Here is a 12,629-nt window from a genome sequence, read left to right as displayed (position 1 = left end):
TAGCGCAGGCCATCTCCCTTCTCCCTTGAAAAACTAGTCTCTTCCCCATACCATCCATCGTGGGTATGCATAGAATGGTGATAGATTTGCTAGGGAGAGGAGCCATCATGATGGAAGCAAAAGAGCAAGTCATCAATTTAATGGAACCGCGCAAGCAGCTACATGCATATCATCAAGAATTGACCGCTGCATTCGAGCGGATATTGACCAGTGGAAACTATGTGTTAGGCGAGGAATGTGAACGATTGGAGCAAGAAGTGGCAGAGTATCTCGGTGTACAAGAAGCCATCACCTTAGCCAATGGAACTGATGCACTGATTCTAGCATTGGAAGCAGGAGGAGTTGGACCAGGGGATGAGGTGATTACCACACCATTTAGTTTTTTTGCCACAGCGGAGGCCATCCTTCGTATCGGGGCTATCCCCATCTTTGTTGATGTGGATCCTACCACCTACAATCTTGATGTTACACAGATCGAAGAACGGATAACCTCTCGCACCAGAGCGATCCTACCGGTGCATCTCTTTGGCCTGCCTGCAGCAATGGAGCCCATCATGAGTATTGCGAAGCAATATGAATTCATGGTGATCGAAGATGCTTGTCAAGCCTTCGGTGCGTGCTATGTGGGGAAGAAGGTAGGTGGTTTAGGAGACGCTGGTTGCTTCTCGTTCTTCCCAACAAAAAATCTAGGCACCATCGGTGATGGAGGAATGGTGGTTACTAACAGCAAGGAACTAGCAGAACGGATTCGTCTTCTACGGAATCATGGTAGTGCTAGGAAATACTTTCATACAGCTGTAGGGTATAATAGTCGCTTGGATGAAATTCATGCAGCGATTCTACGGATTCTCCTGCCTCAGGTGGACCAATGGAATCAGCAGCGCGTGCAACTAGCTCAACGTTACTATGAACAGCTAAGGTCCTGTGAAAAAATAACGATTCAGAAGCCAATAGCTGGCCATATCTACCATCTTTTTTCCATTGAAGTAGAGCAGCGTGAAAGGCTCCAAGCCTATTTACAAAAATATCATATTAGCTCTGGTACCTATTATCCTTATCCTCTTCATACCCTACCTGCATTAGCGGGTATCGGTAGAAGTGGGGAGACCTTTCCTGTAGCTGAACGCTTAGCCAAGGAACTTTTAGCGCTACCGCTTCATCCCCATTTGAGCATTACCGAGCAGGATCATGTGATATCAACCATTCAGCAATATTATCAAGAACAGGAAGGATGAGTGCCGTTGCCTTCCTTTTTCTTTTTCATAGAGTAAAGAGAGCCACTTTCATGGAGGAGGAAAGGAGGGATTGACTTGCCAAGCAGGAAGCAAATGTATCGATCAAAAGTGAGCAGAAGGCCACCCATTGTGTCTGTGATTATTCCAGCGCGTAACGAGGCGAGGTGGATTGGACAGATTGTACGAGCAGCACGTCGAATTACGAGGCGCACAGAAGTGGTGGTAATCTGTAATGGGAGTCGTGACGAGACAGCGCTAAGAGCAAGGCAAGCAGGAGCATTGGTGATTCAATATGCATCACCTCTTGGCTACGATGTGGCTCGAGCCATCGGTGCAAGGCATGCTCGAGGTGCCATACTCCTATTTGTTGATGGAGATGTCCTGCTCCCTACCTCCATTTTAAGACAGTACTGTCGTGATGTTTGGGAGGGCAATGATCTTGTTCTCAACGCATATTCAGGGCGGAAAACGGAACGAAGTATCCATTCTACATCGGAAGCGAAGCGAATTCTCAATGCGCTTTTAGGTAGAAAGGACTTAGAAGGAAGTTCACTTACCACCATTCCCCATGCCATGAGTCGCAAAGCACTTCAGGTTATTGGAATAGAAAACTTAATGGTACCACCCAAAGCACATGCGCGAGCTATTCTGGAGCAGCTTAGAATCAAGCGCGGGAGCCACTTGAATATGGCTCTCTATAATCGCCGAAGAGGTCGACGAATTCAAGGTGGTGTTGACCGTGTAGAAAAACTGATCATCGGTGATCATGGTGAAGCGATTGCAGAGATTATCAACCGTCGTGGTGAGCGGGGAGGCTTTAGTGACTTAGCACGGAAACGTTCCTTACTCTTGAATTATCTTGACGATCCTACATTGCTATCTCCTTATCAGCTCCGGACGGTTCATAAAGAACCAGAAATGGTAGAACGATGGAGACGCATTGCCCTACGAATTGGAATTCCAGAGACACTCCGGATCGAGAATGAGCAAAAGCTCTCGATTATTCTCTCCATCAGCAATGAAGAAAGAACCATCTATCCCTTACTCTCCCGTCTTATGCTACTCAATCCCAAAGAAGTGATCATCCTGGAGAATGGTTCTCATGATCGTACCGTTCATCGTTGTGTACAGTTTCCTGTCACCTGCTATTCTTTTCCCTTCCACTTAGGACATGATGTGGGAAGAGCCATTGGGGCACGGATTGCTACAGGAGAGGTACTTCTCTTTATCGATGGGGATATTCTCTTTCAACCCTCGGAATTAATACCCTTTATTCATGGCTGCTATGAAGGAGCAGATATTACCTTGAATGATGTGAACCCCTTCTATTATCACTCCTCGATGATCGATGATGTGAGCATGGCCAAGGCTTTTCTAAACCGAATCATGGCTGCCAATCAGTTCCAATACGCTTCATTAACGGCTGTACCTCACGCCATGAGTAAACAGATGGCAGAGCGAATTGGCTATGAACATTTAGCAATCCCTCCGAAAGCTCAAGCCATCGCTCTTGCGCGAGGGGCAATGATTCAACTGGTGAAGGGTATCAATGTGTTCTCCAGTAACCGCTTACGTCGCGAGCACTTTCAAGAAGGAAATGTGGTGGCCCAGATGATTCTTGGTGATCATCTTGAGGCAGTCAGTTGGCTAGCTAAGCATGAAGGAATAAGAGGACGTTTACTCGATGAAATTCGCAAGCGTGAGTATGGTAAAACAAGCGAAGTTAAAGGGGGGGATCTAGCTTGAAAATTCTTGGATTGATGAGTATGGATCTGTTTCGACTCTCAACGGGGTGGGCTTTAGAAGAGTTGGGACATCAAGTCTTTTATTTAGATGAGGCAGATCCAGAGGTGTTGGATCATGCCATACAGCAATTTCAGCCCGATATGGTTTTCGATATGGGATGGGATGCCTTACATGCTCAGGCAGAATCTATCTATTCTATCCTTCAGCGTTACCCCGTTTTTCATCTGTATTTTGCCGAGGAAGATCCCATCCATTTTAGTAACTGGTCCCTTTACTATTGTGATAAAACGAAGCCTCAGATGGTACTAACCCGCAATTCATCCTGTATTCCACAATATGAAGCGCTAGGCTATCCGGTGATCGCCATGGATGTTGGGTGTAATACTTCCTTCCATCGCCCTGTACCACCAAATCCTGCCCATCAATGCGATATTGCCATCGTGGCCAATGCCCAGCTTGATTTTGATATTTATCGTAGAGAATGTATCAGAACCTTAATTTCGCCTTTAATGAATACGAGCTATCATATACGGATCTATGGACGAGGGTGGGAAAAATCACCTGAAGTCCTGGGATTTTCTGTACCTCCAGCAATGCTGCATGGCATCGTCCCATTCCACATCACCAATCAAATCTATAATAGTGCCAAAATTAATATCAGTATCCAATCCATTGAGGAGCAACTGAGCAGTCGAACTTTCGATATTCTTGCAGCAGGTGGATTTTTACTTACTACCGATACGCCAGGAGTTCGTGCCCATTTTCAACCTGGCATCCACTGTGAGGCTGTTGCAACGGCAGACCAATTATTAGAGAAGGTCGGCTACTATCTAAATCATGATGAGGAACGGAAACAGATCGCTGCCAATGGGCGGGGACTTGTTATGGAGCGGGATTCTTACGTACAACGTTTTTCCCAGGTGTGGGGGAAGGTTGAGGAAGTATATACACAATTCCGTAATGAACGCGGGGTCTCATGATGTTTGAATACATGGATTGAGAGGAGTGATTACGAGGTGTCTGATCAACAATGGAAGGGCTCATCATTATGGGGCTGGCAGATGGCGTTAAAGCAGATCGGCATGGAAGCCAACTTGGTCGATCAATCAACACCGATCATTCATGGTACGCTACCCAATGGACGTTCTATTCAGCATATTCAAGGGATGGGCTGGCATGAGGGTCTAACTGGAATGGGGAGTCATCCCGTATTGGTTCATTATGATGGCCCAGAGGTGTGGCAAAGCACAGTGACTCAACGCTACAATCCCTATGCTCCCTTGATCGTCCCAGTTCATAAAGATGAAGAGGTAGAGCTTCTACTAAAGAAACATGCTCAATTTACACGAGCCTGTACGGTTTTCCAATGGGAGGTAGTTCCTTCATTACTTCCTCATTTTGAAAGAATCTATGTGATTCCTGTTCCATACAGCGGAGAACCTTCCCATCTTAATGAGATGAATTCACCACCACAGATTATGATTCTATCCCACCCAGGCTGTGAAGAATTCTCGGCATTTGCAGGGGATGTCTGTACACGCATACGTAATGAAGGGATGGCCATTGAATGGCAACTGGTGGATACCAGAGATGAGGCAGCTTGTATGGAGGCTGTAAAGCGCGGAGATATCATCATTGATCAACTCAGCTATGGTTGGTATACACCTTGGGCTGTCATGGCTATGGGTATGGGAAAGGTAGTCTTCTCGTACCTGCGTGAGGATCTTCAGCTACGTCACCACTTAGCAGGAGCAACATTATATTCTACATCCATGGCTACATTGGAATCTCGTCTACGTCAATTTCTAAATCACCCAGACCAGCTGGCAATTAACAGAGAAGCAGGGTACAGCTTCTTTGAACAGCATCATCATCCCGTGCTTTTTGCCCATTGGCTGATGTATATCTATGAGGCAGAAACAAGGATTGCGCATCAGGAGCTAGCCAATCATTCTCCCTTTATTATGCATGCTTGGGGCACGCAGGCTCGCTTTTATCGTTTTAATCAGGCGAAGCGTCTTATTGACTCTCACTCCGCTCCCATGGGAGAGCTATTTAGCGGTCAGCTCCAACCAGATACCATCGTTCTCACATCACCACCAGCTACACCACCACTTGCTATAGAAGCACCAGTTGCTCCTCCTATTCTTGAACAGCCTATGCATACTCCTTCACGTGTGATACTACGAAGATGGAAACCTCGAGGAAAAAAAGCCGCTTCCAAAGGAATCACTTATACATTTTTATGTAAGGATTTGCCAAAGCGTGGAAAGATTCTAAAAGCCGCTTTCCGTGCAGTTGCTAAAGGGCATCATGGCAACATTTCAATCCTCATCAAGCATGGCAATAAGCGTGCCATTCCACTTGGACGCTCATTGATAAAGCAACAGGGTAAAGGCAAGCAAAAACGTCAATATGTACGAGTCCAATGCACCAATTGGGTACGTAGTCTCAAGGGTAAGCATCGGGGAAAGGTTCATCTCTATATTCCTGTGAAAGTGCGTGCCAACCCTTATTTTACACTTTATGTAAAACTACCAATTTAGAAACATGGGAGAGGTGATGGTTGATGATTCATCCTAACGTAAGGATTCCAGCCTCTGCATCCATTGGTCATGGGGTTATCATTGAGGAAGGTGTACAGCTTGGAGAGAATATTCAAATCGGTCACTATTCCATCTTACATGCACACACCATCATTGGGTCAGGTGTTCGTGTAGGACACCATTCCATCCTTGGTGTTAAACCTCACCACTCCCCACTCATTCGTGAAGTGGACCAGCAGATCTCTCCGTTACGAATCGGATCCAACAGTACGATCGGTCATCATGTCACGCTGTATGCCGGAAGTACAATGGGTCAGCAGCTTCTCATTGCCGACCACGTCCATATTCGAGAGCAGGTGGAGATTGGTGATAAGACGGTGATTGGTCGGGGGGTCATGATCGAATTGAATAGTCGAATCGGCAAACAATGCACAGTTCAGACCCTCTGCTATATTACCGGTGACACCATTCTGGAGGATCATGTGTTTCTAGGACCTGCCGTCGCCATGGCCAATGATAAATATATGAAAACTGTTGCTATTGCCATGACAGGACCTTACCTCGAACAGAGTGTTCGCATCGGGAGCCACGCAACCCTTTTACCAGGCGTACGGATCGGAGCACGGTCTATGGTGGGCGCAGGAGCAGTCGTGACCCGTAATATACCTGCTGATACTGTAGTTATGGGCAATCCTGCACGAGAGAGGGGAATGTGAGATGACCTTTCGCATTGGCGTTGCAGGGGTGGGGGTGATGGGGGAGCATCATTGTCGTACCCTTTGTTCGTTAAAAAAAGTGAGTGAGGTTTACCTCTTCGATTTAGATCAACAACGTGTGCACCAGGTGGGGCAGCGTTACCCTGTCACCATTGCCAAAACCTATGCTGAACTGCTGGACCTTTCCGATGGCGTTGTGATAGCTACTCCAGCTAATACCCATGCTCTTCTTGTACAACAAGCGATTCAGAAAAGACGACATGTATTTGTGGAGAAGCCTTTTGTCCCATCTGTGCAGGAGGCACGTCAGGTCCTTCAGCTACTACAAGCCATTGCTCAGCCCCTGGTGGTCAAGGTCGGCTTTATTGAGCAGTATAATCCGGCCATTCAACAGCTCCAAGCTATGGTAGATATTCCGAAAATAGAAGCCTTCTTTGCTCAACGCTTAGGTGCGCCGCCACGGAAGATTGAAGCGGATGTGGTCATGGACGTGATGATTCATGACCTTGATATCCTTCTCCAATTGCAGCGAGGACCCATCACTTCCATCGATGCAGTGGGACACAGAGTGAATGATATCATTGAGGAAGCCTTCGTATTAATCGCTTTTGCAGAGGGCTGTCGCGCCTCGCTTTGGGCTAGTCGTCGCTCCGCCTACAAGGTACGACAGTTACAGATCAATGAAGGGAATCGAACATTTCTTATCGATTATGCGAAGCGGACATTGAAGCTCTTCCACTGTCCCCAGCACTTCTCACGTACCTATACCTTGGATAATGTTGAGGAAAAGGTCGGCTTATCCTACGGGGATCCACTATTCAATGAATTGAATCAGTTTATGGAGGCCATGGAACAACCTACTGCAAGCTGGGCAGAGGTGGAGGATACTATCCGTGTCATCCAATTAGTCGAGGAGATTCGTAATAAAATCAGCTAGATATGAACATAGGATCAAACATGATATTTGATCCTATGTTTAACAGTAATTCTAAAAAATCAATGGCATCGTTCATTTAGAACGATGCCATTGATTCATCTATGCACTCTTCCCGAAAAATGAGAAGGTAGAGCATGCTCTCCTCACAGGACATTATTTTGATTGAATCACATTAAGTATGGAAAATAGGAATTGTTTATCATCTGATTTCTTTTCGGAATCACGATAAAAATCCCAGGCTAGTTTCGTACCATCATCATTATTTTTATACCCTTGAACATATGGACTACTAGTAGATCTGGACTTTGCTATTGTCATCCCTTGTTTTGTAAAGGCAAAGGATTGAAAATTCTCCGTTCCGTAAAAGAAAACAGGATACTTTACAGTCTTGTAAAATTGCACATATTTTTCCTCATCCGCTTCAGGAAATGCACTACTCGTGATAATTAAAGCATTATATTCATAATTGGACTGTGAGAGATGATCTAATGTTTCATATTCATACACAACGTTAGTTATTTTGGGCAGTTCATAATCGCCAACTACTGCGATTTCTAGCAAGCTTTCAACAGAATATTCATTTGTTTTATCCGATGAACACCCAAAGAGGAATAGCATCGTAAATACAATCGACAAGACGACATGCTTTTTCATAATTATCACCCTATTGGTATTTGTAGTATATTTTGTTAATTACTATAATAATAACACAAGATTAATATTTTACAAAACAACTTGAATATTTTAGTAGCAAATAAATATGAGAATAAGCTAGATAAGCAATTACAGCGAAATATCAAATCAATCAAACTAGTACATTAAGAAAATAGGTTGGGAGAAATAGTAGTTCAATTCTACCGTGTTATTGGAGTGAATGATGTGACTTTATATTATCGAGAGAGCGGTACTAAGGACGGTTCATTGATGTTTTTTTACATGGTGGGGGAGTAAGTAGTTGGATGTGGAAAAAACAAATTCAATACTTCAGTCAGTACCACTGTGTTGCAATCGACTTACCAGAACAAGGGAAGAGTAATCTGACAGATCAATTTTCAATTCAATATAGTGCAGAAAGAGTCATTGAGTTAATAGAAAAGCTCGCACCTGATAAAAAAGCTAATTAGACCTACGATTAAATTGACATTTCCATTGATTAAAAACAAATCATTTTCAAAGCTTCAAGCAAAAACACTATATGTTGATAAGGAATACTTTGAAACATATTATGAAGAAAGTTCCTTAATGAAGTCAGATACACTGATACGTATCTTAGAAGAAAATATATCATTTGAATTACCACTAAATTTTAGTGAGGCCAAGGCAAAGATAATGGTTACCGTTGGAGAAAGAGAAAAAGCATTAATGAAAAAATCAGCCAAAGATATCGTTTCAAGTAATTCAAATTGTTTAGGTATAATGATACCTAATGTTGGTCATGGAATACCTTTAGCGAATTCTGATTATTTTAATAAAATGGTTGAGAAATGGATTAGTGAGGGTAATATACCAGATGGAAAAATATTAAGTGTTTCTTGGTTAAGATATGCTCCCCTTGTGGTAGACAGTTGAAATAGTAAAACTGTTTATCATAAGGGGAGCATATTACATTTAAATTTCAAGTAAACCGAAGGGATCTTCTCTATGCATGTTGAGGAAATAAAGGTTTACGCTTACATAATTGATTAGCCATATGGCCAAAATCAATGGCAACCTTTCCTTGTTGAGCAATTAAAGGACAGAGGACAGCAGCAGCCACTCCTGCTGAGACGAAGGCGATATCATAATGATAATGCTGCATACGCTCCATTACATGTGGTATATCATTCATGCCACGAACAGGCACCGCTCCCACCACATTGTAAAAGCCCTCCAGATGTAAGCGTTGATAGAGTTGTTGCATCACATTACCCACTAAGAGAACACGGTAGTGCTTCAGAAGGTGGAAAACGAAGTTGACTTCGTCTAATTTATAATTGATCAGGGAGGATGTGAGTGTAAGCTCCCGCAATGGTAATTGATGGTGCTGCCAGATCTGTCGAAATAGACCTTGAAAATGGGGAAGTCGGCTAACAGGAATTCCGATGAGATTTGCCTGCAGAATGGAATTGAGTAGTTTATTCCGATGCGCTTCATCACCGATGGTAATTCCAGAGTAGGGGAGAAAATGACCGCCGATCATCTCTACCTCAGCAGGTGAAAAAATAGTACCTTGGCATAATGTAAGCATTTCACCATCACCGAGACGAATCAAGGAATAGCCACTCCCCTGATCAAGGGCTTGCTGAATAAGCTGTTTTACATTTTCTGTGGATACTAATGGAATCAGTTCCGAATGGAGCTGTTGAATGCCTGCTTCAATGATCTCAGCGACAGAGTGCAAGTGAAGGACTTGGTTAACAGGAAGGCGCTGCTCAACAAGTGCTTCCCCACCTCGGTAGAGGGCTTCTGAGAGCAGAAGCTCTTCTTCAGAACGACTGAAGATTCCACGTTCTATACGCTCCCAATTCACTGCTGTGATGGAAGGCTTGGGGGAGGTTGCTCCCTGCTGCGATCCCCGCGAATCCATGATTTCGGCTCCCTTTACATGGATCGCAAGCTGTGGTGGCAGAAGTGGACGCTTGCCTGGCAAGCCATACCTTACATAGTAACCATGATGGGTTCCCGTTTCCCATTGGGAAAGCTGGGAGGTTACATCGAGGAAGGCTTTGCGCTGCATGGGTTTGATGGGAATGGTAGTCATGGGGGTACGGCGCGGTGGCTTCTTCCGGATCTGTACGAAGGGACGGAGATTCCAGCTCTCTTCCACTACACTTACTTGAATCGTATAAGGAGATGCATGAGCAGGGAGTGGGAACACAAGAAAGAGTCGTTCCACCACCTCTCTAAAATCTAGGTTGTCCAGTGTAAAGAGACATAAGAGATGCTGACCATGGCGTAGCCAGCGCTGGGGGAAGAAGAGTGTTCCATTGGAGAATTGTGGCATTGAGCAATTCACCCTTTCTCTAAGGAATGTAGAAATTGCTGATAAAACGGTACCAGTGAGGCGGCACGATGCTCCCATGAAAATTTTTCTTCAACCATCTTCCTTCCTGCTAATCCCAACTGACGTGCAAGGTTAGGCTGATCCAGTAGGGTTTGAATTCCTTTCACCAATTCATCCACAGGGGAGATACCAGGCAATAAAAGCCCAGTTCGCTGATGCTGTACCACCTCAGGAATTCCACCTCGTTGAAAGGTGACAATGGGCAGGCTGGTAGCCATACCTTCTAAATTGACAAGACCGAACGCTTCCGGACCAATGGAAGGGACGATAAGTAGATCAGCTAGCTGATAATAATGAGGAACCTGCTGGTGAGGGATGAAGGGGATAAAGAAGCTAGGCTGTTTTAGCTGTTGCCGTAGTGTTCGAACCTGCTGGACGTAGGAGGTGTTCAGATTACGACCGTAATGACTTCCCCCAACGATGAGTAAAGCAAAGCGATAGCCCAGCTCCTCTAAGCGATGCGCTGCTTGCAGTAGGAGATGCAGCCCCTTATAATATTGAATTCTTCCACAGAAGAGGAGGACAGGAAGATCCTCTAATCCATATTGTGAACGGATGTGCTGCCGAATTTGGTGGACAGAGGGCGTTTCTAGAGGGAGGAAGCTTTGCAGATCGATGCCAAAATAGCGAACTTGAATCTTTTGCTCCCAGCGTTTAGCCTCTCTCTCGTGGCGGGCAAATCGTAAAAGATATTGGCGGAGGAAATCACTGTTGACTAGGATGGCATCAGCCATTTCTAAGCCTTGGTAAATCGCAGTCAGCCGTCGGCGCTTCCCCTGTAAAAAAGTAATGGAGTGGAGGGAGAGAATGATGGGAGTGGAGGGGAGTCTTTGTTTAAACGCAGGTACATAGGTAGGACGATTCTCAATCTGAATGATTGAATACGGATTCTTTTCACACCAATCTACACAGTGCTTTACATAGAGGCGTAGATTGTTTCCAGGGAGGTTATAGATTTTCGTTCCGAAATGTCCATATTGGCTGGGGATGCCAGGGCGTTTCCGTCCGATAATATGAAGGTCATAGTGCTTGGAAAGGAGAGGAGTTAACTGTAAGAGGGAGGATTCAACCGATGAATAGATAGGAGATGGAATGGCGAAAGTCCCTGGGGTAATAAAACAAAGCTGAGGTGGCATCAGCACCACTCCTCCACGTTTTAAATGCTATCCTATCCTATGAAGGAAGGGAAGCTGAGGTTTAGTCCCTCGCCTTTTTTTTCAGAAATCATCAGATGACCACCATGAAATCCTGTAATGTTTGAATAGGATAAGGGAGGATGAAGTCTTGGGGGAATGAGAGGATGTGGAAAGTAATCGGTATTATTTTTCACCAGCGCAAAATTGCACTGCTTCGAAAGGGACTTGAGCCGTATGAATACCTGCCTTTTTACACGAGATTAGCTCGTCACTATGGTTGTGATCTTTTCTTCTACTCTTGGCAGGAGCTCCTGTTAGATCGCAGCTTAAAGCAGGGGTATTATTATAACTGGCAAAAGGCAAGGTGGCAATATGGAGCCATTCCTGTACCGAAGGTGAATCTCTTTCGTGCAAAGCTACCTTCACGCCAAGAACGTGCCCGTCAATTTCTTCCTTATCACCAAGCTTCAGATGTGCAATTTCTAAATTTACCTTGGGAGATGAATAAAGCGACTATTTCTAAAGTGTTGGCTGCCAATCCCCGGCTCCAACCGTATCTTCCATGGACGCAACCGCTCACCTTGACCAATCTTCAAACTGGCTTGAACCAGTATGGACAGATCCTGGTAAAGCCCATATTTGGCTCAAAGGGATCAGGAATTCGTCTAATTGAACAACGAGGTCAAGGGGTGTGGCAGGCGGATCACATGAGAAGCAAAGGAAGAATAGCTCCGACATTACGCTGGTCCATCATTGGAGAGCTGACGGATTGGATTAGCAGCATAGGTAGACCTGAACGCTTTCTGATCCAGCAATTTCTTCCATTAACCCGTTATGCTGGCTCCCCATTGGATCTACGTATCTCGGTTCAGAAGGGGAGAGAGGAGACTTGGGCGATCACAGGCAAGGTGCTTCGCGTCGCAGCAGCCCAGGATTTTGTCACTAATGTGGCAAGGGGTGGGAAGGTTCTATCCTTTTCAGCCATCGCTTCCCGATTAACCAGTGAGCAGATAGAGCAATTGGAGTGGCTCTCCTATGAAGTGGCTCAAACCATTGCAGATTGGTCACCAGGGGTCATGGATCTCGGTCTTGATCTAGCCCTTGATGAAGAAGGTAAGCTCTGGTTTATTGAAGCGAACTTTTGTGATCAGCGCTATGCCTATCGAGAGGTAGGCGATATCACCACCTGGTATACCACCTACGCCTATCCCATTGGCTATGCCTATAGCAAATTGGAGGCGTATATCAAGTAAAGTATTCCTTAAGTACA

The 12,629-nt window shown here is 45.0% G+C and carries 10 protein-coding genes and 1 pseudogene; 8 read left to right on the top strand and 3 right to left on the bottom strand.

What is annotated here, in order from left to right:
• Nucleotides 1-107 precede the first annotated feature (107 nt).
• From BN1691_RS00350 to BN1691_RS00325, 6 genes are all read left to right on the top strand, one after another.
• Nucleotides 108-1,235 carry a DegT/DnrJ/EryC1/StrS family aminotransferase gene (locus BN1691_RS00350; RefSeq protein WP_231638320.1) on the top strand — a complete coding sequence of 376 codons (1,128 nt, stop codon included), beginning with the start codon at nt 108-110 and terminating at the stop codon, nt 1,233-1,235.
• A 75-nt stretch (nt 1,236-1,310) separates the two neighbouring features.
• A complete protein-coding gene (locus tag BN1691_RS00345; RefSeq protein ID WP_147545529.1) occupies nt 1,311-2,981 on the top strand; it encodes a glycosyltransferase family 2 protein in 1,671 nt (556 codons plus the stop codon).
• Nucleotides 2,978-3,961, top strand: coding sequence for a CgeB family protein (locus BN1691_RS00340; protein WP_048600273.1), 984 nt, complete (start codon nt 2,978-2,980; stop codon nt 3,959-3,961). The genes BN1691_RS00345 and BN1691_RS00340 overlap by 4 nt, the downstream gene beginning before the upstream one ends.
• A 36-nt stretch (nt 3,962-3,997) precedes the next feature.
• On the top strand, nt 3,998-5,527 hold the full coding sequence (locus BN1691_RS00335; protein ID WP_048600272.1) for a hypothetical protein: 1,530 nt from the start codon (nt 3,998-4,000) through the stop codon (nt 5,525-5,527).
• 23 nt (nt 5,528-5,550) lie between these two features.
• Entirely contained in the window at nt 5,551-6,243 is a 693-nt protein-coding gene (locus tag BN1691_RS14805; protein ID WP_048600271.1) for a DapH/DapD/GlmU-related protein, read from the top strand.
• Nucleotide 6,244: 1 nt separating this feature from the next.
• Complete coding sequence (locus tag BN1691_RS00325) at nt 6,245-7,180, top strand: Gfo/Idh/MocA family protein (protein ID WP_048600270.1); 936 nt, start codon at nt 6,245-6,247, stop codon at nt 7,178-7,180.
• A 153-nt stretch (nt 7,181-7,333) separates the two neighbouring features.
• On the opposite strand, the gene BN1691_RS00320 is transcribed toward BN1691_RS00325, so the two are convergent.
• Nucleotides 7,334-7,834 carry a hypothetical protein gene (locus tag BN1691_RS00320; RefSeq protein ID WP_048600269.1) on the bottom strand — a complete coding sequence of 167 codons (501 nt, stop codon included), beginning with the start codon at nt 7,832-7,834 and terminating at the stop codon, nt 7,334-7,336.
• Between the two features lie 225 nt (nt 7,835-8,059).
• Between BN1691_RS00320 and BN1691_RS00315 the strand changes: the two are divergent.
• A pseudogene (locus tag BN1691_RS00315) lies at nt 8,060-8,749 on the top strand (alpha/beta fold hydrolase).
• 70 nt (nt 8,750-8,819) lie between these two features.
• Here BN1691_RS00315 and BN1691_RS00310 read toward each other — a convergent pair.
• Together BN1691_RS00310 and BN1691_RS00305 are read right to left on the bottom strand one after the other, a co-directional pair.
• Nucleotides 8,820-10,163, bottom strand: coding sequence for a GT-D fold domain-containing protein (locus tag BN1691_RS00310; protein ID WP_048600268.1), 1,344 nt, complete (start codon nt 10,161-10,163; stop codon nt 8,820-8,822).
• Between the two features lie 8 nt (nt 10,164-10,171).
• Nucleotides 10,172-11,359, bottom strand: a complete 1,188-nt coding sequence (locus BN1691_RS00305; protein WP_048600267.1) for a glycosyltransferase family 4 protein — start codon at nt 11,357-11,359, stop codon at nt 10,172-10,174.
• Nucleotides 11,360-11,523: 164 nt separating this feature from the next.
• Between BN1691_RS00305 and BN1691_RS00300 the strand changes: the two genes are divergently transcribed.
• Nucleotides 11,524-12,612 carry a YheC/YheD family protein gene (locus tag BN1691_RS00300; RefSeq protein WP_048600266.1) on the top strand — a complete coding sequence of 363 codons (1,089 nt, stop codon included), beginning with the start codon at nt 11,524-11,526 and terminating at the stop codon, nt 12,610-12,612.
• The last annotated feature ends 17 nt before the right edge of the window (nt 12,613-12,629 follow it).

Source organism: Rubeoparvulum massiliense, from assembly GCF_001049895.1.
GTDB classification, from domain to species: Bacteria; Bacillota; Bacilli; order Rubeoparvulales; family Rubeoparvulaceae; genus Rubeoparvulum; species Rubeoparvulum massiliense.
Note: the sequence above shows the minus strand (reverse complement) of the source record. Positions and strands in the feature narration are given on the sequence as shown.

What these genes read in the sequence shown, in the direction of transcription:
- BN1691_RS00350 (WP_231638320.1), top strand. Translation starts at nt 108, where the DNA reads ATGATGGAAGCAAAAGAGCAAGTCATCAATTTAATGGAACCGCGCAAG.
- BN1691_RS14805 (WP_048600271.1), top strand. Translation starts at nt 5,551, where the DNA reads ATGATTCATCCTAACGTAAGGATTCCAGCCTCTGCATCCATTGGTCAT.
- BN1691_RS00325 (WP_048600270.1), top strand. Translation starts at nt 6,245, where the DNA reads ATGACCTTTCGCATTGGCGTTGCAGGGGTGGGGGTGATGGGGGAGCAT.
- BN1691_RS00320 (WP_048600269.1), bottom strand. Translation starts at nt 7,834, where the DNA reads ATGAAAAAGCATGTCGTCTTGTCGATTGTATTTACGATGCTATTCCTC.
- BN1691_RS00310 (WP_048600268.1), bottom strand. Translation starts at nt 10,163, where the DNA reads ATGCCACAATTCTCCAATGGAACACTCTTCTTCCCCCAGCGCTGGCTA.
- BN1691_RS00305 (WP_048600267.1), bottom strand. Translation starts at nt 11,359, where the DNA reads ATGCCACCTCAGCTTTGTTTTATTACCCCAGGGACTTTCGCCATTCCA.
- BN1691_RS00300 (WP_048600266.1), top strand. Translation starts at nt 11,524, where the DNA reads ATGTGGAAAGTAATCGGTATTATTTTTCACCAGCGCAAAATTGCACTG.